The following is a 24,033-nucleotide window of genomic DNA, read 5'->3' as shown; positions in this document are numbered from 1 at the left end:
GCGACGGCCGCCTGTGGTGTTTCCGTACGGAATGCGGCGCGCCGGTGTCGCGTCCCTCATTCCGGCCGGGTGCGCGCCCAGGAGTGCGTGGTGCCCTGGCTCGGGCTGAACGCCCGCCCCGTGGTGAGTACCAGTACGGAGGTCATCGCGGCCAGTAAGTACGCGGTGGTGGCCAGGTCCAGCGTTCCCTCTGCGCTGCGCGTCCCGGCGCTGAAGGCGTCGGTGACCGCGTACCCCACCACCGTCCGCACGGTGAGGTAGAGCTGCACCGCGGCGAAGGCCAGCAGCGCGCCGCGCATGTCCCGCCGCCCGCTCAGTGCCAGCGCGCCGATCACCAGCCAGCCGGCGATGGCGGCGAGCGCGGCGAAGCCGGGGCCGGTGACCGGTGCGTCCGCCGAGGGGAGCACGGCCGCGTCCACGGCGCCCGCCAGCCAGGCCCCGGCCCCCTTCGTGCCGTCGGTCAGCAGCCGCACCGTCCAGGCCGCCTGGACCAGCCCGGCCAGCAGGAACAGCACCCCGCAGATCCGGGAGAGCCGCCCGCGCCACCAGGCCGCGGCGGCCGGTCCCGGCTCCGTGCGCGCCGGGAGGAGGACGCACAGTACGACCGCCCCGGCCAGCAGGCCGAGTACGTGGGTGGCGAGCGTCCAGCCGCCCATCGCCTCGAAGCTGTACGCGGAGCGGTAGTCCGGGTGCAGCAGTCCGATGCCCTCACGGAGCGAGCGGGCCAGTACGAGGCAGGCGAGCAGCAGGGCGGCCGGGCGGGCGAGGGTGCGCTGCGCCAGCGCGGCCGCGGCCACGGCCGTCAGCGCCACGGCGAGCGCCCATTCCTGCGGTCCCAGCGCGCCCACCGGGCCCGCGAGCGGGTTGAAGAGTCCCTCGACGAAGTCCAGCGGGCCGACCCGGGCGTCGGCCACGCCGGTCACCACCCAGGCGACGAGCGCGCCCGCGTACAGCCCGAGGGCCAGTCCGGCCGCGAGGTAGGCACCGCTGTGTTCGGGCGCCGCCCGGCCGGGATCGGCGCCCGGCCGCACATCGAGCAGCCCGCCGTCCTGCATCACCATGACCGACCCCCGATCGCCGTACCTGTCATTGTTCAAGGACGGCGGGCGTACGGGCGGAGGTTCCACCCCTGTGTGTCGCCTGCCCCCGGGCCCCTCGGGCCTCGTTCAGCGCACCCGTCGCGCGACCGCCGTGACGAAGTCGCGGATCTCCTGACGGGTGCGGGCGCGGAGTTCGGTGAGTTCGTCCCGGTCTTCCACCCAGTGCAATTGCGTCACATCCGCCAGCAGCCGTTCGGTCAGCTCCACCACTTCGGCGTCGTCGCTGACCATCTGGGCCCGGAACATCGCCTCGTGCGCGGCGTACCGCGTCTTGTACTGCTCCTCGCGCAGCTCCGGTGTGTCCTCGTCGCACCGCGCCCCGTCGTCCTCGTGCACGACGAACCACCGGTGGACCAGTACGCGGCGGTAGTCCAGCAGCGTGCCCGCGAACGCGCAGTAGGCGTCGATGCGTTCCTGCCGCAGCTTCTCGTCGCGCGCGAGGGCGTGGCTGCGTTCGGTCTCCTGGCGCTGGAAGAAGTGGGTGATGCCGGCCCCGAGGAGCGTGCCGACCACGGCCACCACGCTGGTAACAACTGCCTCCATAGCGACAGTTGATCACTCCGGCCCCGTGCGGCGACAGGGGGTGGCCCCATGCGGCGACAGGGGGCGAGGCCGTGCGGCCGCAGGGGCGGGGGCGGCTGCCCGCTCCTTCCGCTTCGGTGATCGTGGGGCAAGATGGCCTCCATGGGGAGCTTCGGGGGACACGGCCGCTTGATCGCCGGCCGGTACCGGCTGGACGGGAGGCTGGGGCGCGGCGGCATGGGCACGGTCTGGCGGGCCACCGATGAACTGCTGGGCCGGCAGGTCGCGGTCAAGGAGCTGAACCTCGACGACGACCGGGACGACGCCGACACCTCCGTACAGCGCGAGCGGATGCTGCGGGAGGCCCGTACGGTCGCGCAGATCAAGCATCCGAACGTGATCGTCGTGCACGACGTGGTGATGCAGGACGAGCGCCCGTGGCTGGTCATGGAGCTGGTGGACGGCGGTTCGCTGGCCGACCGGCTGGCGAGCGGGGGACCGCTGGCACCGCGCGAGGCGGCCCGGATCGGCGTCGCGCTGCTCGGCGCGCTGCGCGTGGCGCACACCAGAGGCGTCCTGCACCGCGACATCAAGCCCGCCAACGTGCTGCTGGAGGCGGGCACGGGCCGGGTGGTCCTCACCGACTTCGGTATCGCGCAGGTGCCGGGCGCCACGACGCTGACCGAGAGCGGCGCGTTCGTCGGCTCGCCCGAGTACACCGCGCCCGAGCGGATGGCGGGCCGCGCCACCGGTCCCGAGGGCGACCTGTGGTCCCTCGGGGTGCTGCTGTGCGCGGTGCTGAGCGGCGGCGAGACGCCCTTCCACCGTGACTCCATCGGGGGCGTGCTGCACGCCGTCGTCTCCGACGACATCCGCATCCCCGAGGCGGCCCGGCCGCTGTACACGGTCGTCGCCGGGCTGCTGCGGCGGGACACGGAGCGCCGGCTGACCGTCGCGGCCACCGAGCGGCTGCTGCGCGGCTACCTCCAGACCGGCCGGATGCCGGAGCCGGGCGCCGAGATCGGCCCCGAGGAGCGGCCGCCCTTACTCACCGGACCCGCCCGGCAGCCCGCGCCGCTCCGGGACGCGCTCGACGGCCGGGCGCTGGCCGCCGCCGCGCGCCCGCACACCGGACGCACCCGGAACGTGCGCAACGTACTCCTCGCCGTGACGGCCGCGCTGGCGCTGGCCGCCGCGGGCGCCGGGATCGCCGCGCTGGTCCTGAACGGGCGGGGCGCGGACGACGGCAAGGCGCCTGCCACGCGCTCCCCGCGCCCGACCCCGACGGCGTCCGAGAGCCCAGGTCAGGACGGTACTGCCACACCCGCGCCCACGCCCACGCCCAAGCCCACCGTCCCGGCCGGGTACACCACCGTCCGCGACCCGCAGGGCTTCGCCCTCGCCGTACCGGACGGGTTCACCCGCTCCTACGAGAAGCCGCGGGTGTACTACTACTCGACCGGCCGGCAGTTCCGGCTGGGCATCCATGTGCAGCCGCTGCAGCCGGGCGGACCGCTGGGCACGATGCGCGACGCGCACATCAACGGACCGCAGAATTACCGGGGTTACCGGAACGGCAAGGTCACCGCGACCACCCACGGCGGCCATCGTGCGGCCCTGTGGGAGTTCACCTGGGACGGCGGGCCCGAGGACGGCGGCCCGCGCCGCACCTACGACCTCAGCTGGGACGAGGGGGGCCGGATGTACGACGTGTGGATCTCCGCGCCGGCCGGCGACCGGACCGTGGCGAAACGACACTTCGACACCGCGCTGGCCACGTTCCGGGTGCTGCGGCCGCCCGCTGCCGACTAATCGCCGCTGTACGAAACCCCTGTACAGCTGCTTCCTGGCCAGTGATCACTGGCGTAATTGTGGGCAGCCGGTGAAAACTCATTACTCCCGGGTACACAAAGTGTGTCCGGAGGCATACCCTCGGCGCCATGACGGACTCGCTGGACACCGCACAGACCGCCCCCGCCGACGGCAACCCGGTCGCCTCCGCCGCCGCGGGCAGCCGTACGGCCGCCGACGTGGTCACCAAGGACCTGGTCGCCCGCCTCACCCGTGGCGTGGTCGGCAGCGGCAGTACGGCGAACCACACGCCGTTCACCGGCGAGGTCCTCGCCGAGCTGCCCGAATCCACTCCCGAGGACGTCGCCGACGCCTTCGAGCGGGCCCGCGTGGCCCAGCGCCAGTGGGCGGCCACCCCGGTACGCAAGCGCGCCGCGATCCTGCTCCGCTTCCACGACCTCGTACTGCAGCGCCAGGCCGAGGTGCTGGACCTCATCCAGCTGGAGACCGGCAAGGCCCGGCTGCACGCGCACGAGGAGATCCAGGCGGTTGCCGTCGCCGCCCGCCACTACGGCCGCAAGGCTCCCGCGTACCTCAAGCCCAGGGGTCACACCGGCGTCGTGCCGACCCTCACCAAGGTCACCGAACTGCGCAAGCCCAAGGGCGTGGTGGGCCAGATCGCCCCCTGGAACTACCCCTTCGAGCTCTCCGTCGGCGACGCGCTCCCCGCCTTCGTCGCGGGCAACGCCGTCGTGATGAAGCCCGACACCGAGACCGCGCTGACCGCCCTGTGGGCGCGCGAGCAGCTGATCGAGGCGGGCCTGCCGCCGGAGGTCTGGCAGGTCGTGCTCGGCGACGGCCCGGTCGTCGGCCCCGAGGTCGTCAAGCACGCCGACTACGTCTCCTTCACCGGCTCCACCCGCACCGGCCGCGAGGTCGCCCAGGGCGCCGCGGCCCGCCTCGTCGGCTGCTCCCTCGAACTCGGCGGCAAGAACGCCATGCTGGTGCTGCACGACGCGGACATCGACAAGGCCGCCACCGGCGCCGTCCGCGGCTGCTTCTCCTCCGCGGGCCAGCTGTGCATCTCCATCGAGCGGCTGTACGTCCACGAGTCCATCGCCGACGAGTTCGCCGAGCGCTTCGTGGCCCGCGTGAAGGCCATGCGGCTGGGCAACGCCCTCGCGTACGGCGCCGACATGGGCTCCCTCGTCGGCGAGCGCCAGCTGGAGACCGTCATCCGGCACGTCGAGGAGGCCGTCGCCAAGGGCGCCAAGCTGCTCACGGGCGGCAGGCCGCGCCCGGACATCGGCCCGCTCTTCTACGAGCCCACCGTCCTCGACGGCGTCCAGGCCCCGATGGCCGTCTGCAACGAGGAGACCTTCGGCCCGGTCGTCTCCCTCTACCGCTTCAGCGACGAGGAAGAAGCGATCAGCCTCGCCAACTCCACCCCCTACGGCCTGAATTCCAGCGTCTGGACCAAGGACGGCCGCCGCGGCCGCGCCGTCGCCGCCCGGCTGAACACCGGCACCGCCAACGTCAACGAGTCCTACGCGGCGGGCTACGGCAGCGTCCAGTCCCCGATGGGCGGCATGGGTGACTCCGGCCTCGGCCGCCGCCACGGCTCCGAGGGCATCCTCAAGTACACCGAGGCCCAGACCGTCGCCCACCAGCGCGTCATGCCCCTGGCCCCGTCCTTCGGCATGGACGACGAAAAGTACGCCGCCTTCATGACCCTCAGCCTCAAGGCGATGAAGGCCTTCCGCCTCCGCTGACCGTCCCCAGCCCCGACCGCACCCCAGGAGCGCCGATGCCGCAGGAGAACTCTGCCCAAAACCAGGACCCCGCGGACGCCTACGACTACGACGTCCTAGTCATCGGCAGCGGCTTCGGCGGCTCCGTATCCGCCCTCCGCCTCACCGAAAAGGGCTACCGCGTCGGCGTGCTGGAGGCCGGCCGCCGCTTCACCCGCGAGACGCTGCCCAAGAACTCCTGGGACATCCGCAACTACCTCTGGGCCCCGGCCCTCGGCTGCTACGGCATCCAGCGCGTCCACCTGCTCGGAAATGTCATGGTCCTGGCAGGCGCCGGCGTCGGCGGCGGCTCCCTCAACTACGCCAACACCCTCTACGTCCCGCCCAAGCAGTTCTTCGACGACCAGCAGTGGGGCCACATCACCGACTGGCAGGACGAGCTCAAGCCGTACTACGACCAGGCCCAGCGCATGCTCGGCGTACGCCTGAACCCGACCCTGACCCCCTCCGACGTCCACCTCAAGGCCGCCGCCGAGAAGATGGGCGTGGGCGACACCTTCCACATGGCGCCGGTCGGCGTCTTCTTCGGCGACGGCAAGGACGCCGACGGCACGACGAAGGCGGCGCCCGGCGGCGAGGTGCCCGACCCGTACTTCGGCGGCGCGGGCCCGTCCCGCAAGGCGTGCTCCGAGTGCGGCGAGTGCATGACCGGCTGCCGGCACGGCGCGAAGAACACCCTCACCGAGAACTACCTCCACCTCGCCGAGAAGGCCGGCGCGGTCATCCACCCGATGACCTCCGTCGTCGCTCTCACCGAGGACTCCCGCGGCGGCTTCGCGGTCAAGACCCTCCCCACCGACGACAAGCGCAAGGGCAAGGGCCGCACCTTCACCGCCCGCCGGGTCGTGATCGCCGCAGGCACGTACGGCACCCAGACCCTCCTCCACAAGATGAAGGACACCGGCCTGCTGCCCCACCTCTCGCCCAAGCTGGGCGAGCTGACCCGTACCAACTCCGAGGCGCTGGTGGGCGCCCTCACCGACAACCGCCGCTACCGCAAGAAGACCGGCGAGAAGAAGGTCGACTTCACCCGCGGCGTGGCGATCACGTCCTCCATCCACCCGGACGCCGACACCCACATCGAACCGGTCCGCTACGGCAAGGGCTCCAACGCGATGGGCGGCCTCTCGCTCTTCCAGGTCCCCGTACGGGACGGCGCCGCGGCCCGCGTCCTCGGCTTCCTCGCCAAGTCCGCGCGCCACCCCGTGCTCTCGCTCCGCTCCCTCTCCAACCGCCGCTGGTCGGAGCGGACCATCATCGGCCTGGTCATGCAGTCCCTGGACAACTCCCTGACCACGTACCGCAAGCCGGGCGGCATCGGAAAGGGCCTGCTCACGGCCCGCCAGGGCCACGGTGCGCCCAACCCCGCGCAGATTCCGGCCGCCGCCCAGGCCGCCACGCTGATCGCCGAGGACATCAACGGCTTCCCCGGCAGCAACGTCGGCGAGCTGATGGGCACCCCGCTGACCGCGCACTTCCTCGGCGGCTGCCCGATCGGCGAGGACGCGGACCACGGCGTCATCGACCCGTACCACCGTCTGTACGGCCACCCCGGCATCTCCGTCGTCGACGGCTCGGCGGTCTCCGCGAACCTGGGCGTCAACCCGTCCCTGACCATCACGGCCCAGGCCGAACGCGCCATGTCCCTCTGGCCGAACAAGGGCGAAGGGGACCCGCGCCCGGCCCAGGGCCGCCCGTACGCGCGACTCTCCCCGGTCGAGCCGAAGCACCCGGCGGTCCCGGAAAAGGCTTTCGCGGCCCTGAAGCTGCCCTTCGTCCCAGTACCGAAGGTGCCCAAATTGAGCCCGTCCGGCGATTGAGGACATCTTTGACCGGCACGACGAGGGGCCGCACCCGGCAACCCAGGCGCGGCCCCTCACAGCTCAACCGGCGTTACGCGACAGCATCCGTCTTACGGCGACGCACAACGAAGATCGCCCCCGCACCCACGGCCATCGTGACCCCGGCAACCGCCGCAATCGTCGGCAGCGCCGAGGACGAACCGGTCTCGGCGAGCTTCCCGGTGACCGGCAGCTCCTTCATGCCGCCCTGCGGCGCGGGCTTGCTCGGCTTCTTGTCGCTCGGCTGCGGCTTGGCCGGCGGCACGGTGCCGGTGTCGCTGCCCGCGACCAGGATGTCGAACTCGTACTCCGACCCCTCGGAGTAACCGCAGTCGTTGTCCTCGTTCTGGTACGCGCCGATCGCGAAGGCGAAACCGTAGCTGCCCGGCGTCTTGGCATCGACCTTCAGACGCAGCTTGGCGTCGGCGTACTCACCGGGCGCGAGGTCGGCGACGGAGGCGAAGTAGCCGTACTCGTCGACGTTCTGCCAGGTGCCGGCGTCCTCGTCGTACCACTGCACGGTCAGCAGGTGCGAGACGTCGTCGAAGTCCTCGTTGTCGATGGCCGACAGCATGACGTAGGCGTCGGCGGACTTCATCGTCTGCTCGGAGACGTTCGTGGTGCGGAAGGTGAGGTTGTGCCAGCCCGACCCGGCCACGATCTTGCTGGGCAGGCCGCGCAGGGTGGTGGTGATCGCCGCCTCGTCCGACGGGTTCTCGCACTCCGCGGGCTCGGTGGGCTCATCGGAGGGCGTGGTCGGCGGGGTGGCGGAGGGCTCCTCGGTCGGGTCCTCGGTCGGGTCCTTGGGGGACTCCTCGTCCGGAGCCGAGGTGCTGGGCGCGGGCTCGTCCGTCGGCGGCTCGTCGGTGGACGGGTCCGTCGGGGCGCTCTCCGAGGGCGCGGGGCTCTGGCCGGTGTCCTCGCCGGAGCCGCCGCTGGTGCCACCGGTGTCACCGGGGTCGGCGGGGTCGGTCGGCGGGGCCGTCGTCTCCGTCGTCGTGGACACCTGCGCCGACGACGGGTCCTCGGCATGCGCGGCGGAGGCCGCCATGAGCGCGGCGGGAGCGATGACGGCCGTCGCGGCGGCAGCCGTCAGTGCACGGCGAAGCTTCATCGTGTCAAGACCTCTTCGGGGTCCGGAGTGCCGAGGGGGGCGGCACGAAAGCGGTAGCGGGCCGTCGCGGTGGGGCGCGGTATGGCCGTGCGTTTACACGTACATGACCAGCCAACTGGCGCAAAGGTTGCACACGGGATTGCACATATCTGCGGACCGGCGTCTCCGGACAGAGCGAAGGGCCCCGGGGTGCCGTCCGCGAGGGGGGTGCGGGCGACCGCGGGGCCCTTGCTGCTCGGCGCCGTCGTCAGGGCAGCGACGGTGCCGAAGGAAGGCGCCCGGGGGGAGGACGCCTATGAGGCTCTACGGGTCCTGGACCTCTGCTGGTGTAGACCAATGGCAGTACCAGAAGCCGCCTCGATGCGAGGTAATCGGCTCTTCATGCATCGTGCTGGATGCGCCACATCCGGCGCAACCGTTTCGACCGGATGCGGTCGGCCCCAGGCGTCCCCGGGGCCGACCGCCCCATCGGATGTGGCCGGGCTGCTGTCCCCTGCCGACCGGCCACAGCACCGCAGCGAGGTCCCACGGCGCCGTCCGCTTCAACCCGGACGGCGTCTCATCGCTTCGGCGTTCCCGCCCACGGGGCGGCGTCTACGCGTAGTCCTGCAGGCCGCGCCTGGCTGACGTGGCACCGGGAACAACGAAGCCCCGCGCCGCCCGGTCACGGTCCGTACGGGTGAGGCGCAGCGCCGGACCTCGTACGGGTGGCGCCGCCCGAACTCAGATGCGCCCGCGGCACAGCTCCAGCAGCGTCATCGCCAGCGCGGTGCCGGGCCGCCCCAGCTGGTCGCGGAAGTGCTCCAGGACCTCCATCTCGCGGGAGAGGCTCACCCGGCGCCCGCCCGAGGCGATCCGCTCTTTCTGGATCACGGCCGAGACGGCCATCCGTTCCTGTACGAGCCCGATGATCCGGCCGTCGAGATCGTCGATCCGCCGGCGCGCGTCGCCGATCAGAGCGGCGGCCTCCTCGGTACGCGCACCGGTCTCCGGGCGGGGCTTGGTGGTCGTGCTGCCGGCCGTGTTGTTGCTCATGTCGCTCATGTCCGTCTCCTGGGCTCTGAGGATCTTCAGGGTTCGAATCGATCTCATGGCCCCGGAATCGCACCGCCCGGAGGGGAAACATCAGCCGCCCCGGGCCTTGTACGGCCCGGGGCGGCTGGGAAGTCGCTTGTCGCTGTGATCAGCGGTTCATGCAGCGCGACCATGGCAGCCGGACGGGCCGGTGCCATAGGTAAAGACGAAGGTCAGCTGCGTGAACATGGGGCCCAGTATGTGCCCGGTAGAATCGAAAGTCCAACCCCATCGCACCACCACCGCCGGAAGGCCGCCGAAGTGTCAGCAGCGCCCCCCGCCGCCGCCCCGGATGTCGTCCTCGTTGTCGACTTCGGCGCGCAGTATGCCCAGCTCATCGCCCGCCGGGTCCGCGAAGCGCGGATCTACAGCGAGATCGTGCCCTCGACCATGCCGGTCGAGGAGATGCTCGCGAAGAACCCCGCGGCGATCATTCTCTCCGGCGGCCCGTCGTCGGTGTACGAGGAAGGTGCCCCCAGCCTCGATCGCGCCCTGTTCGAGGCCGGCGTTCCCGTCTTCGGCATGTGCTACGGCTTCCAGCTGATGGCCGTGAAGCTCGGCGGCACGGTGGACAACACCGGTGCGCGTGAGTACGGCCGTACCTCGCTCGCCGTCTCCAAGACCAGCTCCACGCTCTTCGAGGGCACCCCGGCCGAGCAGTCGGTGTGGATGTCGCACGGCGACGCCTGCTCCGCCGCGCCCGAGGGCTTCACGGTCACGGCCTCCACGGACGTCGTGCCGGTGGCCGCGTTCGAGAACGACGAGAAGAAGCTGTACGGCGTGCAGTACCACCCCGAGGTGATGCACAGCACGCACGGCCAGCAGGTACTGGAGCACTTCCTCTACCGCGGCGCCGGCATCGAGCCCAACTGGACGATGGGCAACATCATCGAGGAGCAGGTCTCCGCGATCCGCGAGCAGGTCGGCACGAAGCGTGCGATCTGCGGCCTGTCCGGTGGTGTGGACTCCGCGGTCGCCGCTGCGCTCGTCCAGAAGGCCATCGGTGACCAGCTCACCTGCGTGTACGTCGACCACGGTCTGATGCGCAAGGACGAGACCGAGCAGGTCGAGAAGGACTTCGTCGCGGCGACGGGCGTGCAGCTCAAGGTCGTCGACGCGGCCGAGCGTTTCCTCTCCGCGCTTGCCGGGGTCTCCGACCCCGAGGAGAAGCGGAAGATCATCGGCCGCGAGTTCATCCGGGTCTTCGAGCAGGCCCAGGCCGAGATCATCGCCGAGGCCGGCGCCGCGGGTGAGCCGGTGGAGTTCCTGGTCCAGGGCACGCTGTACCCGGACATCGTCGAGTCCGGCGGCGGCACGGGCACGGCCAACATCAAGTCCCACCACAACGTCGGCGGCCTGCCGGAAGACCTCGAATTCAAGCTGATCGAGCCCCTCCGTCAGCTCTTCAAGGACGAGGTCCGGATGGTCGGCGCCGAGCTGGGGCTGCCCGAGGAGATCGTCCAGCGCCAGCCGTTCCCCGGCCCCGGCCTCGGCATCCGCATCGTCGGCGAGGTCACGAAGGACCGCCTGGACCTCCTCCGCGAGGCCGACGCGATCGCCCGCGAGGAGCTCACCGCGGCGGGCCTGGACCGCGAGATCTGGCAGTGCCCGGTGGTTCTGCTGGCCGACGTCCGCTCGGTGGGCGTCCAGGGCGACGGCCGCACGTACGGCCACCCGATCGTCCTCCGTCCCGTCTCCTCCGAGGACGCGATGACGGCGGACTGGACCCGCATGCCGTACGACGTCCTGGGCCGCATCTCCACCCGCATCACCAATGAGGTCAAGGACGTCAACCGCGTCGTCCTCGACGTCACGAGCAAGCCCCCGGGCACGATCGAGTGGGAGTGACCTTGCTGTAGGCACACTCCCGGTCAACGCCAACGCCGTCGCTCATTCGTTTGGGCGGCGGCGTCGCCGTTTCCGGTGGGTACGCTGAGGGCACACGCGAGACTCCGTCGCATGGGAGCAACCATGAGCGCCGCACGCGAGTACGGGCTGGATGAGCAGGACGAGCAGTACAACTGGCCCGTCCCGCCCCCGGGCGGCTGGACAGCGGACGATCTCGACCGGCTTCCGAATCTCCCTCCGCACACGGAGTTGATCGACGGGAGCCTCGTCTTCATGAGTCCACAGCGCCGGTTTCACACGAGGACCATGCGACTGCTGGAGAACGCCTTGCTGCCGCAGCTCCCGGACGACTTGGAGGTCGAGCGGGAGATGGCGGTGCGGCTGGATGACAAGAATCAGCCGGAACCCGACATCGTGGTCTACCGCCTGGCGGGAGTCGACGACGAGGACGAGCAGACCTGGTACCGGCCCGAGGACGTCGTCTTGGCCGTTGAGGTCGTCTCGCCCGATTCCCAGGAGCGTGATCGCGAGGTCAAGCCGCGCAAGTACGCCGCAGCGGGTGTGCCGCATTTCTGGCGGGTGGAGAAGAGCAACGGCTTCCCGGTCGTCTACGTCTATGAGCTCGATCCTGCCACCAAGTCGTACGCGACCACCGGTATCTATCACAACCGGCTCAAGGTGACCGTCCCGTTCCCGATCGACATCGATCTCACTGCGCTGAAGAGGCGCGGCCATTGACGTCACCCGCCCCGCAACGGAAAATGGATTCCGCCATACGATAGTCGGAATCCGTCACGTGGAAGTAAGTGGGGCACGCGCAATGAGCACCATCGGTTTCATCGGACTCGGGATCATGGGGAGCCCGATGGCGGTCAATCTGGCGAAGGCCGGGCACACCGTCCGTGGGTGGAATCGCAGCCCCGGGAAGGCCGGTGCGCTGGTCGAGGCGGGCGGTACGGAGGCCGGGAGCATTGCCGAGGCGGTGCGGGGGGCCGACGTGGTCATCACGATGGTGCCCGCGTCGCCGCAGGTGGAAGAGGTCGCGTACGGGGACGACGGGATCCTCGCGAACGCCAAGGACGGCGCGCTGCTGATCGACATGTCGTCGATCACGCCGCAGACGTCGATCGATCTGGCCGCGCGCGCCAAGGAGCACGGCGTGCGGGTGCTGGACGCGCCCGTGTCCGGTGGTGAGGCCGGTGCCATCGAGGGCGTGCTGTCGATCATGGTCGGCGGCGAGGCCGCGGACTTCGACGCGGCGAAGCCCGTACTGGAAGCCATGGGCAAGACCATCGTGCACTGCGGCCCGCACGGCGCCGGGCAGACCGTCAAGGCCGCCAACCAGCTGATCGTCGCGATCAACATCCAGGCGTGCGCGGAGGCCGTCGGCTTCCTGGAGAAGTCCGGCGTGGACCTGGAAGCCGCGCTGGAGGTGCTGAACGGCGGGCTCGCCGGCTCGGCCGTACTGACCCGCAAGAAGGCGAACTTCCTCGAGGGCGACTACCGCCCCGGCTTCAAGCTCGCCCTGCACCACAAGGACATGGGCATCGTCACGGACGCCGCCCGCACGGTCGGCGCGACGCTGCCCGTCGGCGCCACCGCGGCCCAGCTCATCGCCTCGGCCGTGGCCCGCGGCGACGGCGACCTGGACCACTCGGCGCTGCTCCGCGGCGTCCGCCTGATGAGCGGCCAGGAAGAGAACTGACCGCTCTCACTGACCGCTCTCATTGACCGTTCTCACTGACCGCTCCCACTGGCCTCTTCACCTACCGCGGCGTAGCTTCCCTGCGAGCCACAGGTAGGCACGCGTACGAAGAGGAGAACCGCCATGCCCGAGCCGACGCCGATACCCACCGACCAGCTCCAGTTCGCGATGCCGCCGACGCACGCGACCGTCGAGGAGGAGCGCCGGTACCGCAAGGAGCGGCTCGCCGCGGCGCTGCGGCTCTTCGGCCGGTACGGCTTCGAGGAGGGCGTGGCGGGCCACATCACCGCCCGGGACCCGGAGTTCACCGACTGCTTCTGGGTGAATCCCTTCGGGATGTCCTTCCGGCACATCACCGTCAGCGACCTCATCCTCGTCAACCGCGCGGGGCAGGTCGTCGACGGCCGCCACCACGTCAACCAGGCCGCGTTCGCGATCCACGCGCAGATCCACGCCGCCCGCCCGGACGTCGTCGCCGCGGCGCACAGCCACTCCACGTACGGCCGGGCGCTGGCCGCGCTCGGCGAGCCGCTGGAGCCGATCACGCAGGATGTCTGCGCGTTCTACGAGGACCATGCGCTGTTCGACGAGTACACGGGCGTCGTCGTGGACGAGGCGGAGGGCGCGCGGATCGCGGCGGCCCTCGGGCCGCGCAAGGCGGTGATCCTGCGCAACCACGGGCTGCTGACGGTCGGCGACTCCGTGGACGCCGCGGCCTGGTGGTTCCTCACGATGGAACGGTCCTGCCAGGTGCAGCTCACCGCGAAGGCCGCGGGCAAGCCCGTACTCATCGAGCACGGCGACGCGCTCCGCACCCGCGAGCAGCTCGGCAGCGACCTGGTGGCGTGGATCAACTATCAGCCGCTGTTCCAGCAGATCAGCCGCGAGGAGCCGGAGTTGTTCGGCTGACCGCCCCGGCCGGTGCCGGAAGGCCCCCGCCCGCACGCCCCGGAACAGCGCGGTTGGCGCCCGCCCCGCCACCTCGGCACAATGCGCAGCCATCGCTGCCATCAGGGAGCGGTGCACGGCGACTACGGGTAGCGGGCGGTACGGAAGTGTCGGTGGACGCGGCGGCGGGAGCAGGGGCGGATACCCGTACGAGTAGGAGTGCGAGTACGAGTACGGAAAGGGAGGCCGCGGGGGGCCGGGGCGGGTGCGGCTGCGGGGACTGCCCGGACGGGGCCCGGAGCGGGCACCGGAAGGCGGTCGCCGCGTTCCTCGCGCTGCGGGAGGACTTCGCCGCGGGGCACGGCGTACCGGCCGCGCTCGCGCACTCCGCCGGCGCGGCCCGCCAGTGGATCTCCGACGAGCTGGCCCAGTCGGCCCGCACGGTCGCCGAACGCGCCGCCGCCGAAGGCCGCGCCCGCCGCGAGACGCTCTGGCGCCGCACCCCGCTCGTGCTCTGGGGCACCGTCGCCGCGCTGCTCATCGGGCAGGCGCTCACCGCGATCGGCGCGGGCTGGACCGACGCCCGTACCGCGGCACTGGCCGCGGCCGTCGTCCTGGCCGCGCTGCTCACCGCGCTCGCCTGGCGGCATCGCGCCCACGGCGGCCTCCTCGCGCCCGTCACCGGCGCGGACAGCCGCCTGTCCACCTCCCGCACGGTCGCCGCCGCGTGGCTGCTGCCCGTCGTCTGGGCGGTACTGATGTTCGCGGCCCGGCTGGCGCTGGCCCCGGACGCCGACGCGCGCCGCCGCCTGCTGGCCGGGCTCGAACTCTCGCGGGGCGCCGGGCTGCTCGCCGTCGTGGCGCTGGCCTGCGCGGCGGCGGCCGTCGCGGCCCGGCTGGTGGCCGTACGCCTCGCCGCCGGGCGGCAGCAGAAGGTGCCCGCCGCGTACCCGTGCGCCGGGGACCTGCTGACCGACGACGCCGGCCGCGGCAGCTTCGCGGACGCGCAGTACGTCCTGCTCAACACGGTCGCCGTGGTCTTCGCCGCGGTCCGCCTCGGCACCGAACCGGACCGCCTCCCGGACCTCCCATGGGGGCTGGTGGCGCTGGCCGCGGTCAGCGCGGCGACGTACCTGGCGGGCAAGTACGCGGAGGGCGCCCGCCCGGTCGTGCTCTCCGTCGTACGGGCCCGGGAGTTCGGCGGCCTGGACGGGCCGGTCCGCACCGGCGACGACATCGAGATCCGCGGCACCGGCTTCGTCCCGCCGGGCGCGCAGCCGCCGCACCGGCTGGCCCGTACGGTCGTCCGCATCGGCGATGTCGACGTCCACGTCCCGCTGGTGCCGGTCCCGGGCGGCTTCGCGAACCCGGCGGACGACGTGCTGGTCGTTCCGGTACCGGCCGACGTGGAGCCGGGCCGCGCCGAGGTCCGCGTCATCACGGCCGCGGGCGTCGAATCCGCCGCGTATCCGCTGTTCATCCAGGAGTGACGCGCGTCTCCGATCATTCGGAGCGCATCCTGGTGCCGCCCGCTTCCGTTGAATGTTCTGTGACGTCCGGCCCGTATCAGTCTTCGAACGCCCGCCCGTGGGCAGACCGTGGGCAGAATCGTCCGCGCCGGGCGGCGGCACAGAGGCGGGAGGACACCATGGTGCACAGAGGAAGCCCACTCGCGATGGGCCACGGAGGGACCGGCGGCGATGCGGGCCCGGTGGGACTGCGCGCGACACTGGGCCGGTACGCGCTGCTGCCGCTGCGGATCTTCCTCGGCGTGACCTTCGTCTACGCGGGCCTCGACAAGCTCACCGAGCCGGGGTTCTTCGCGGCCTCCGGCACCGGCTCGATCGGCGAGCTGATGCGGCAGAACCGGGACTCCGCCGGGGTGCCGCAACTGGTCGACCTGGCGCTGAACAGCCCGGCGGTCTTCGGCTACATCATCGCGGCGGGCGAGCTGGCGGTCGGCATCGGCATACTGCTCGGCCTCCTCGGCCGGCTCGCGGCGACCGGCGGCGCGCTGATCTCGCTGAGCTTCTGGCTGACCGTCAGCTGGGCGGCGACGCCGTACTACTTCGGCAACGACCTGGCGTACCTCATGGCCTGGCTGCCGCTGATCCTGGCCGGCACGCCGTACTTCTCCCTCGACGCGCTCTACGCCAAGCGCCGCCGCCGCTTCGGCCGCCGGCTCATCGGCTGAGCCCGGTCATCGGCTGACGGCGGCCCCGCCCTCCTCGGGTGGCGGCAGCCGCCTGCGCTTCCGGCGGCGGGCCAGGCCGTACAGCGCCGAGACGCCGCCCGAGAGGAAGAGACCGGCGGGGAGCGCGATCAGCGGCCACGCGCCGGGCACGTCGACCCGGCCGGCGGTGTCCAGTACGTAGACGCCGCCGATGCCGAGCGCGGTCAGGCCCGTGACGAGCCGGGCGGGCTGGAACTCATGCCGCAGCACGGTCGGCCACCTCCTCACGTCCGGGCGCTTCCGGCTTCGCCGGTGCCTCCGGCTTGGCCGGTACCTCCGGTGTCGCCCCCACGTAACTCACCTCCGCCTGCCCGAGCCCCACTTCCAGCCGCAGGTCCAGCGTGCCGTGCGGCCGCTCGCCCTTCTTCAGGCCGTGCGCGGGCAGCGTGACGGTGCGCGCCCGGTCGGGGGCAACGTCGATGTCGTCGACCGCCTCGCCGGGCAGCCGGATGTCGCCGAGCCCGACATCGACCCGTACCCGCGTCCGTACCCCGTCCGGCACCGTCACCCGCAGCAGCCCGGCGCCCACCTCGGCGCGCGTCCGGACCGTCTGCCCGTCCTTCAGGCGCAGCCCGCTGAGGTCCAGGTGGCCGTGGCCCGCGCCCAGTTCGTAGGACGGCCGGACTTCCGCCGCGGTCGACGGGGGCCACGTACGGGAGTCCCAGTCGGTGGTGATGTTGCGCGGCAGGACGGCGGTCGCGCCGAGGAGCAGGGCGGTGAGTACGACCATGAAGACCGTGCCGCCGCCGGTCCGGCCCAGCCACGCGCTGAGCACCATGCCGAGCCCGAAGACCACCAGCGCGGCCGCCAGCCCCGCCTGCAGGCTCGCGGGCAGCGAGCCGCCGTGCCAGGACGGCGTCGCGGCCACCGTGCCCGCCACCAGCGCCAGCAGGAACGTCAGCCCGCCGATCGACCGCGCCCGCACGGGCCGTCGAGGCGCTGCGCTGCGCCCCGGGGCGCCGTTCCTGTCGTACGCACCGGCCCTGTCGTACGCACCGGCTGCCGCCCCTTCGTACGACGACGCCCCTTCGTACGATGACGCCGTTTCGTACGACTGCGTGTCAGCAGGCCCCCACAGATACCCCGTACGCCCGCCCGCCGACGTACCCGCCCCAGCGCCGTCCTTCGTCAGCGGATCCCGCCACCACGAAGGGCTGCCGGGCGCGGGCGGCGCCTGGGTCTCGGGCGGCGCGTCCGCGACGGCCTGCGCGGTCGCCGCGTCCACCGGCCCCGCACCGTGCGCCGCGGTCCGCCGCTGCTTCGACCAGTACGCCGAGCCGGCCACCGCGAGCGCGAGCATGAGCGTGAACGCCAGGCCGTCGCCCCGGCCCAGTACCGACAGGAAGAGCCCGCAGCCGACCAGCGCGACGAGGATCGCGGTCAGCGCCGTGCCCTCGACCCGCCCGGACAGCAGCCGCCGCCCCTCGTTCTCCTCCTCGCCCTCCATCGGGATCAGCAGCCAGGCGAAGCCGTACACGATGAGGCCGATGCCGCTGCTCACGGCCAGCACGGCGAGCACGATGCGGAAGATCACCGGATCCAGGTCCCAGTGCCGCCCCAGCCCGCCGCACACCCCGGCCACCACCTTCTGCCGCCGGCTGCGCCGCAGCGGCGGCGCGGGCGGCGGCAGGGGAGGGGCATCGGCGGTCGCGCCCTGCGGCGGTCCGGACGGCGAAGCATCGTTCATGCGCCCATGGTGACAAGCGGAATCCGCATCGGGCATCAGTGACAACCCTGGCCGGACCCTGAGATCCCGGAGATCCCGGGCGCGGCGACGACCGGCCGGTAACAGGTGTGGCTCTGTTGACTATCGTTGTTCTCTGACGGGTTACGGGGGAGCCGGAGGGCGTGCGGTGTCGGAGGCTGCGGTGGACGAGGGTCGGCTGATCGCCGGGCGGTACCGCCTGCTCGAACGCATAGGCCAGGGCGGCATGGGCACCGTGTGGCGGGCCCAGGACGAACTGCTGGGCCGCCAGGTCGCCGTCAAGCGCCTGCACGCCGCCTCGCTCCAGCTGGAGCCGGACGAGCTGGCCACCCGTAACGAACGCACCCGCCGCGAGGCCCAGGCCGCGGCCCGCATCAACCACTCCAACGTCGTCGGCGTGCACGATGTCGTCGACGACGCGGGCCTGCCCTGCATCGTCATGGAGTACGTCCCCTCCGTGACCCTCGGGGACGTCATCAAGGAGGCCGCGCTCTCCGGCGGCGGCGTGCCGCCGGACGAGGCGGCGCGCATCGGCCGCGGCATGATCGCCGCCCTGCGCGCCGCGCACGCGGCCGGCGTCCTGCACCGCGACGTCAAGCCCGGCAACGTCCTGCTCGGCGACGACGGCCGGGTGGTGCTCACCGACTTCGGGATCGCGGTGGCCAGCGGTACGTCCACCCTCACCAAGACCGGCGAACTGGTCGGCTCCATCGACTACTTGGCCCCCGAGCGTGTCAAGGGCGGCACCCCGGGCCCCGCCTCCGACCTGTGGGCGCTGGGCGCGACGCTGTACCAGGCGGTCGAGGGCCGGCCGCCGTTCCGCAAGAACACCGCGGTCGAGACGGCGTACGCGATCGCCATGGACCCGCTGCTCCCGCCCCGCAACGCCGGGCCCCTCACGCCCCTCATCGAGGCGCTGCTCGCCAAGGAGCCCGCGGACCGCCCCACGGCCGAGACCGTCGAGCGCACCCTCCGCGCGCCCGCCTCCGAGGCCGCGACGGAACTCCTGACGACGGGCGGCTGGCGGGACACCGGGGAGACCGGGGCCACCGGTACGAGTACGAGCACCGGCACCGGCGCCGACCGCCTTCCTCCCGTCCCCGCTCCGGCTCCCGTCCCCGCTCCCGCTCCCACCCCCACCCCCGCCCCGCGTGACACCGCCGTCACCAGCCAGGTCCCCGTCGGCGTCCTGGCCCCCGCCGCCCGTCGCCGCCCGCTGCGTGTCGTCCTGTGGAGCGCGCTGGGCGTGGTGGCCGCGGGCGCGGTCGCGGCCGGGGTGCTGCACTTCCTCGGGGACGGCGGTGGAGTCCGAGCGGTCCCGGACGCCAAGCCCTCCGCCACCGCCTCCGGAGCCGACGACGGCGCGGACAAGCCGAACCCGCCGAAGCCGAAGGTCCCGGTGGGCTACCACCTCGTCACCGAGAAGGAGTTCGGCGTCTCCTTCCCCGTGCCGAACGGCTGGACCCGCAAGTACATGCCGGAGCGCAACGAGGTCGACTATCTGGCCCCCACCGGCCTCGCCGGCCTGAAGGTCAGCGTCCTGAACTTCGCCAGTTCGAACCACGTCCGCCACTTCGAGCAGGTCGAGCAGCAGCTGCAGAGCAAGTCGGAGGGGTATGAGCGGCTGCGGCTGCAGGACACCCTGTTCCAGGGGCAGCCGGCGGCGATCTGGGAGTTCACCTTCAAGGGCCGGGTGCGCGACTTCCGCGCCATCGACCTCGGCTTCGGCAAGGAGGGCGAGAACGAGTACGCGATCTACCTGTCGGCGCCCAAGGACCAGTGGCCGAAGTACCAGCAGGTCTTCCAGGTGGCCCGGGACGGCTTCCGCGAGATCAACAAGCAACAGTGACGTCAGGGGTCGATCAGGGTCGACCCTGATGCCCGGACATCCGTCCTCATGTGACGATCGGGGGCATGACGACCGTTCCGCCCCGTGCCGAGGGCCCTTACGCCCCGGCGCCCGACCCCGCCGACGCGCCCCCGCGCCGCCTGTACCGCAGCGCCGACGGCCGGCTCCTCGGCGGCGTCGCCCGCGGCCTGGCCGGTCACCTGGGGCTGCCCGTCTCCTGGGTACGGATCGTCTTCCTCGCCCTCTTCGTGGCGCAGGGGATGGGCGCGCTCCTGTATGCCGCGTTCTGGTTCTTCGTTCCCCTCGGGGTCGGCGGCGTGGACACCCACCGGTACCCGGCGTACAGCCCGTACGCCTCCGAGGGCGCCGCCCCCGAGGGCCGGCGCCGCCGCTTCCGTCGCCTCGACAAGGGCCAGATCTTCGCCCTGATCGCGCTGGTCGTCGGCGCGTCGTTCCTCGCCTCGCAGTTCCAGCTCGGCCGCGCCAGCGCCTACCTCTGGCCGGTCCTGCTGATCGGCGCGGGCGTCGCCCTGGTCTGGCGGCAGGCCGACAACGCCCGCCGCGCCCAGTGGCTGGAGATCGGCCGCCGCAAGGGCGTGCTCCCCGTCGTACGCGGCGCGGCGGGCGTCCTCCTGGTCGGCATCGGCGTCACCGCCATCGTGATCCTCCAGGGCTCCGTCCGGAACCTCGGCTCGGTACTGCAGGCCGCGCTCGCCGTCGTCGTCGGCATCGCGCTGCTCGCGGGCCCGTACCTGGTCCGCATGACGCAGGACCTCTCCGAGGAGCGCCTGATGCGCATCCGCGCGCAGGAGCGGGCCGAGGTCGCGGCGCACGTCCACGATTCCGTACTGCACACCCTCACGCTCATCCAGCGCAGCGCCGACGACCCCCGGGAGGTGGCCCGCCTCGCCCGCGCGCAGGAGCGCGAGCTGCGCGCCTGGCTGTACAAGCCGGAGGGGCGCGGCAAGGAGGAGAGCGAGGAGCCGGACCGGCTGGCGGACGCCGTACGGAAGGCGGCGGCGGAGGTCGAGGACGCGCACGGCGTGCCGATCGAGGTCGTGATCGTCGGCGACTGCGCGCTGGACGAGAAGCTGGGCGCCCAGCTGCAGGCCGCGCGCGAGGCGATGGTGAACGCGGCCAAGTACGGTGGCAGCGGCGGCGCGGTGCAGGTCTTCGCCGAGGTGGAGGGCCGGACGGTGTTCGTGTCCGTACGCGACCGGGGGCCGGGCTTCGACCCGGACGCGGCGCCGGCGGACCGGATGGGCGTACGGGAGTCCATCATCGGCCGCATGCAGCGGAACGGCGGTACGGCGCGGCTGCGCTCGGCGCCGGACGGGGGCACGGAAGTGGAACTGGAAATGGAGAGGGCGGCCGCGGAATGAGCGCGACGGAAGCACTACAGGGGAGCGGCGAGGGGGCGGCCCGGCGGGCGCGGGTGGTCCTCGTCGACGACCACCGGATGTTCCGTACCGGCGTCCAGGCCGAGATCGGCCAGACCGATTCGACCGGCGTCGAGGTGGTCGGTGAGGCCGCGGATGTCGACCAGGCGGTCACGGTCATCACGGCCACGCGCCCCGAGGTGGTCCTGCTGGACGTGCACCTCCCCGGAGGCGGCGGCGTCGAGGTCCTGCGCCGGTGTGCGTCCCTCATGGCCGACCCCGACTGCCCCGTCCGCTTCCTCGCCCTGTCGGTCTCCGACGCGGCCGAGGACGTCATCGGCGTCATCCGCGGCGGCGCGCGCGGCTATGTCACCAAGACGATCACGGGTACGGACCTCGTGGACGCGATCTTCCGCGTCAAGGAAGGCGACGCGGTGTTCTCGCCCCGCCTGGCGGGTTTCGTCCTCGACGCGTTCGCCAACACGGACGCCCCGCCGGTCGATGAGGACCTGGACCGCCTCACGCAGCGCGAGCGCGAGGTACTGCGTTTGATCGCGCGCGGGTACGCGTACAAGGAGATCGCCAAGCAGCTCTTCATTTCCGTCAAGACGGTCGAGTCCCACGTCTCGGCGGTCCTCCGCAAGCTCCAGCTCTCCAACCGGCATGAGTTGACCCGCTGGGCAACGGCCCGCCGCCTGATCTGACTTCGTCAGAGGGCAGCCGGAGTTCGCACCAGGTGATCTTGCCGATCCGGTACGGGCGGGGCTCGCTGCCCCACGCGTCCGCGAGCGCCTCTACGAGGGCGAGGCCGCGGCCCGACTCGTCGCCGGGCCCGGCGACTCGTGGCCGCGGTGGCTCGCTGCTGGCGTCGGCGACCTCGACCCGGAGCCGGCCGTCCCGTACGAGCGCTCGGGCGCGCAGCTCGCGGCCGGGGGAGACGTGGGCGTGCCGGCACGCGTTGGTCATCAGCTCGCTGAGCAACAGGACGGCGGTGTCCGCGATTTCGTCGGGTACCTTCCACGACCGCGCCTGTGCGGCGAGCAGTGTACGCGCCCTCCCGACACTCCGTGCGCTCCGCGGCAAACGCCACTCGATGTCTTGAGGTGTTCCGTCTGTCATAGCCGCAGAGTGACCGCCTGGTCATAGCCTTGGGGAGTGACGGACCGGGTACCGCCGCTGTTGTACCCGGCCGGTACCCCTCCGGAGGTGGACGCGGTGACGGACGCGTGGCGCTACTGCGGTAACCAGGTCAAGCTGTGGCGTAATCACGCAGGCGTCTCGCGCGAGGCCCTCGCCACGGAGTCCGGCTACGCGCAGGACTCGGTCAAGTCCATGGAACAGGGTCGCCGCCGCCCCACGGTGAAGCTCCTCGAAATCGCCGACGAAATGTGCGGGGCGCATGGCCTGTTGATGGCCGCTCGGGACTACTTGAAGCCCGCGCCCTTCCCGGCCCGCTCCCATGAGTACATGGCGCTGGAGGCCGAGGCCATCGCTGTGCACTGGTACGAGCCGCTGCTGATCCCGGGCTTGTTGCAGACCGATGCCTACGCCCGGGTGCTGATGAGCGAGACGTACCCGCCTGCGGACGACGAGACGGTCGAGGAGCGCGTCAGCGCCCGGCTGCGTCGACAAGAGGCGCTGTCCTCCCGCCCCCGGGTCGTGTTCGACTTCGTGATCCACGAGGCCGCACTGCGGATGATGGTGGGCGGCGCCAAGGCCATGCGTCAGCAGATGCATCGGCTGCTGGAGGTCGGCGAGCTGCGGAACGTATCGATTCAGGTGCTCCCCATCGGCCGCTGCAGCGGGGTGGCTCTGATCGGCGGCATCATCCTGCTGGAAACGGCCGAGCACGACCGGTACGCCTACGTGGAAGGCCAGCGGACGAGCGCTCTCTACGCTGACGTGGAGAAGGCCAGTGAGCTGACTCAGCGGCATGGCATGATCCGCAAACATGCCCTCTGCGTCGAGGAGTCGGCCGAATTCATCAGGAAGGTGGCGGCGGAGCATGAGTGACGAGCTTGCTTGGTACAAGTCCAGCTACAGCGACGACGAGGGCGGCGCATGCGTCGAGGTCGCCCTTGAGTGGCGGAAGTCGACCTACAGCGACGACGAGGGGGCCAACTGCGTCGAGGTCGCCCACGAGTGGCGGAAGTCGAGCTACAGCGACAGCGGCGGCGGGGCCTGCGTCGAGGTCGCCCAGCACGCGGCACGCGTATACGTGCGGGACTCGAAGGCGGAGCCGGACGGCCCCCGTCTGGCGATAGCCCCCGCGGCCTGGGCGGCATTTGTCGCGTACGCCGCCGTGGGCGGGTAGTCAACGCGTCCCCCGTCTACGGAGTACTGCCGTGGTTACCGGGGAGTGGAGCTCCCAGCCCATGGCCCGGTACAGGGACAGACCGTCGTCCCGGGCCACCAGAACCCCCTGCGTCGCCCCCTGCTGGGCGGCGCGGGCGGCCAGGGCCGTCATCACGACCCGGCCCAGCCCCTGGCGGCGATGCGCCGGGTCCGTGCTCACGCGGTCGAAGACCGCCACCGTACCGGCGAGTGCGACGCGGCCGCCCGCAGCCACCTCCCCCGTCGTGCTGAACGCGCGCGCGTCGACGAGGCCGCCCTGGGCGACCGTCTCGACGACGTATCCGCCGGGCAGCACGGCCGGATCCGGCGGCGGCGCGGGCGCAGCCCCCGGTACCAGCCCGTCCCGCAGCCCGTCGGGCACCCCATCGCGCACCCCGGTGCGCACCGCACGGCCCAGTGGGGCGGTCATCAGATACTCCGGCGCCTGGAAGTCCCACGACGCCGGCAGCGCCGGCTCAACCGCCGAGCGGGGCGCGCAGACCTTCAGCCACAGGCCCGGCGTGATGAGCGCGACGGACAGGCGGCGCAGCACCGCGGGGTCGGCCGCGGGCAGGACGTACCGCGCGACCTGGTCCGTGCGGCCGACGGCTATCCGGAAGCCGCCCGGTACCGCGACCGCGCCGTCCGCGCCGCGCGAACGTACCCAGCCGTCCACCCAGGCGCGTACGACCTCCGGCCGTGCCACTGGCACGCGGTGGTGCTCGGTCATTGTGTCCACGGACACGATCGTATTGCGAGAGCTTCGCAATAGTGACGGTGGAATTCGGCCCCCTTGCATAACGCTGCCGAAGCCACCCGAATCCTTCAAAAATCAGGCT

Annotated in this window: 21 protein-coding genes and 1 pseudogene; 14 read left to right on the top strand and 8 right to left on the bottom strand. The window is 72.0% G+C overall.

The annotated features are described in order from the left end of the window. Positions 1–56: 56 nt before the first annotated feature. Both AB0I82_RS29935 and AB0I82_RS29930 read right to left on the bottom strand, forming a co-directional pair. Positions 57–1,061 carry a hypothetical protein gene (locus tag AB0I82_RS29935; RefSeq protein WP_363260518.1) on the bottom strand — a complete coding sequence of 335 codons (1,005 nt, stop codon included), beginning with the start codon at positions 1,059–1,061 and terminating at the stop codon, positions 57–59. A gap of 105 nt (positions 1,062–1,166) precedes the next feature. After that, positions 1,167–1,643: a hypothetical protein gene (locus tag AB0I82_RS29930; protein WP_363260517.1), complete on the bottom strand. Its 477-nt coding sequence runs from the start codon at positions 1,641–1,643 to the stop codon at positions 1,167–1,169. Between the two features lie 141 nt (positions 1,644–1,784). On the opposite strand from AB0I82_RS29930, the gene AB0I82_RS29925 reads away from it, so the two are divergent. The 3 genes from AB0I82_RS29925 (at position 1,785) to AB0I82_RS29915 (ending at position 7,044) form a co-directional block, all read left to right on the top strand. Then, positions 1,785–3,434, top strand: coding sequence for a serine/threonine-protein kinase (locus AB0I82_RS29925; RefSeq protein WP_363260516.1), 1,650 nt, complete (start codon positions 1,785–1,787; stop codon positions 3,432–3,434). 128 nt (positions 3,435–3,562) lie between these two features. Next, positions 3,563–5,185, top strand: a complete 1,623-nt coding sequence (locus AB0I82_RS29920) for a succinic semialdehyde dehydrogenase (RefSeq protein ID WP_363260515.1) — start codon at positions 3,563–3,565, stop codon at positions 5,183–5,185. A gap of 35 nt (positions 5,186–5,220) precedes the next feature. Beyond that, on the top strand, positions 5,221–7,044 hold the full coding sequence (locus AB0I82_RS29915; RefSeq protein ID WP_363260514.1) for a GMC family oxidoreductase: 1,824 nt from the start codon (positions 5,221–5,223) through the stop codon (positions 7,042–7,044). Between the two features lie 73 nt (positions 7,045–7,117). On the opposite strand, the gene AB0I82_RS29910 is transcribed toward AB0I82_RS29915, so the two are convergent. Beyond that, positions 7,118–8,179 (bottom strand): LAETG motif-containing sortase-dependent surface protein, encoded by a 1,062-nt coding sequence (locus AB0I82_RS29910; RefSeq protein WP_363260513.1) that lies wholly within the window; start codon positions 8,177–8,179, stop codon positions 7,118–7,120. A gap of 723 nt (positions 8,180–8,902) precedes the next feature. After that, positions 8,903–9,214 carry a chorismate mutase gene (locus AB0I82_RS29905; RefSeq protein WP_363260716.1) on the bottom strand — a complete coding sequence of 104 codons (312 nt, stop codon included), beginning with the start codon at positions 9,212–9,214 and terminating at the stop codon, positions 8,903–8,905. A 300-nt stretch (positions 9,215–9,514) separates the two neighbouring features. Here AB0I82_RS29905 and guaA point away from each other — a divergent pair, with 300 nt between their 5' ends. The 6 genes and pseudogenes from guaA (at position 9,515) to AB0I82_RS29875 (ending at position 15,888) form a co-directional block, all read left to right on the top strand. Continuing rightward, on the top strand, positions 9,515–11,101 hold the full coding sequence (gene guaA, locus AB0I82_RS29900) for a glutamine-hydrolyzing GMP synthase (RefSeq protein WP_363260512.1): 1,587 nt from the start codon (positions 9,515–9,517) through the stop codon (positions 11,099–11,101). A 123-nt stretch (positions 11,102–11,224) separates the two neighbouring features. Beyond that, positions 11,225–11,839 (top strand): Uma2 family endonuclease, encoded by a 615-nt coding sequence (locus tag AB0I82_RS29895; RefSeq protein WP_363260511.1) that lies wholly within the window; start codon positions 11,225–11,227, stop codon positions 11,837–11,839. An 82-nt stretch (positions 11,840–11,921) separates the two neighbouring features. After that, positions 11,922–12,806: a 2-hydroxy-3-oxopropionate reductase gene (locus AB0I82_RS29890; RefSeq protein WP_363260510.1), complete on the top strand. Its 885-nt coding sequence runs from the start codon at positions 11,922–11,924 to the stop codon at positions 12,804–12,806. A 117-nt stretch (positions 12,807–12,923) separates the two neighbouring features. Further along, positions 12,924–13,715: pseudogene (locus AB0I82_RS29885) on the top strand (class II aldolase/adducin family protein); the annotation flags it as partial. A gap of 152 nt (positions 13,716–13,867) precedes the next feature. Then, the gene (locus tag AB0I82_RS29880) at positions 13,868–15,184 is read left to right on the top strand and encodes a hypothetical protein (protein ID WP_363260509.1); all 1,317 of its coding nucleotides are present in this window, start codon (positions 13,868–13,870) and stop codon (positions 15,182–15,184) included. A gap of 185 nt (positions 15,185–15,369) precedes the next feature. Next, a complete protein-coding gene (locus AB0I82_RS29875) occupies positions 15,370–15,888 on the top strand; it encodes a DoxX family membrane protein (RefSeq protein ID WP_363260715.1) in 519 nt (172 codons plus the stop codon). 6 nt (positions 15,889–15,894) lie between these two features. Here AB0I82_RS29875 and AB0I82_RS29870 read toward each other — a convergent pair whose 3' ends face one another. Beyond that, complete coding sequence (locus AB0I82_RS29870; RefSeq protein WP_363260508.1) at positions 15,895–16,137, bottom strand: hypothetical protein; 243 nt, start codon at positions 16,135–16,137, stop codon at positions 15,895–15,897. Next, on the bottom strand, positions 16,124–17,614 hold the full coding sequence (locus tag AB0I82_RS29865; protein WP_363260507.1) for a PspC domain-containing protein: 1,491 nt from the start codon (positions 17,612–17,614) through the stop codon (positions 16,124–16,126). Before AB0I82_RS29865 ends, AB0I82_RS29870 begins: the two co-directional genes overlap by 14 nt. Before the next feature lie 166 nt (positions 17,615–17,780). On the opposite strand from AB0I82_RS29865, the gene AB0I82_RS29860 reads away from it, so the two are divergent. From AB0I82_RS29860 to AB0I82_RS29850, 3 genes are all read left to right on the top strand, one after another. After that, entirely contained in the window at positions 17,781–19,481 is a 1,701-nt protein-coding gene (locus AB0I82_RS29860) for a serine/threonine-protein kinase (protein ID WP_363260506.1), read from the top strand. Positions 19,482–19,546: 65 nt separating this feature from the next. Continuing rightward, on the top strand, positions 19,547–20,863 hold the full coding sequence (locus AB0I82_RS29855; RefSeq protein WP_363260505.1) for a PspC domain-containing protein: 1,317 nt from the start codon (positions 19,547–19,549) through the stop codon (positions 20,861–20,863). Beyond that, on the top strand, positions 20,860–21,564 hold the full coding sequence (locus AB0I82_RS29850; protein WP_363260504.1) for a response regulator transcription factor: 705 nt from the start codon (positions 20,860–20,862) through the stop codon (positions 21,562–21,564). Before AB0I82_RS29855 ends, AB0I82_RS29850 begins: the two co-directional genes overlap by 4 nt. Here AB0I82_RS29850 and AB0I82_RS29845 read toward each other — a convergent pair. Then, positions 21,464–21,979: an ATP-binding protein gene (locus AB0I82_RS29845; RefSeq protein WP_363260503.1), complete on the bottom strand. Its 516-nt coding sequence runs from the start codon at positions 21,977–21,979 to the stop codon at positions 21,464–21,466. The genes AB0I82_RS29850 and AB0I82_RS29845 overlap by 101 nt on opposite strands. Before the next feature lie 96 nt (positions 21,980–22,075). On the opposite strand from AB0I82_RS29845, the gene AB0I82_RS29840 reads away from it, so the two are divergent. Together AB0I82_RS29840 and AB0I82_RS29835 are read left to right on the top strand one after the other, a co-directional pair. After that, on the top strand, positions 22,076–22,873 hold the full coding sequence (locus AB0I82_RS29840; RefSeq protein ID WP_363260714.1) for a helix-turn-helix transcriptional regulator: 798 nt from the start codon (positions 22,076–22,078) through the stop codon (positions 22,871–22,873). Then, complete coding sequence (locus tag AB0I82_RS29835; protein ID WP_363260502.1) at positions 22,866–23,174, top strand: DUF397 domain-containing protein; 309 nt, start codon at positions 22,866–22,868, stop codon at positions 23,172–23,174. Before AB0I82_RS29840 ends, AB0I82_RS29835 begins: the two co-directional genes overlap by 8 nt. On the opposite strand, the gene AB0I82_RS29830 is transcribed toward AB0I82_RS29835, so the two are convergent. Then, the gene (locus tag AB0I82_RS29830) at positions 23,175–23,924 is read right to left on the bottom strand and encodes a GNAT family N-acetyltransferase (RefSeq protein WP_363260713.1); all 750 of its coding nucleotides are present in this window, start codon (positions 23,922–23,924) and stop codon (positions 23,175–23,177) included. Positions 23,925–24,033 lie beyond the last annotated feature (109 nt).

The sequence above is a fragment of the Streptomyces sp. NPDC050315 genome (assembly GCF_040655775.1).
In the GTDB taxonomy this organism is placed as follows: Bacteria; Actinomycetota; Actinomycetes; order Streptomycetales; family Streptomycetaceae; genus Streptomyces.
Note: the sequence above shows the minus strand (reverse complement) of the source record. Positions and strands in the feature narration are given on the sequence as shown.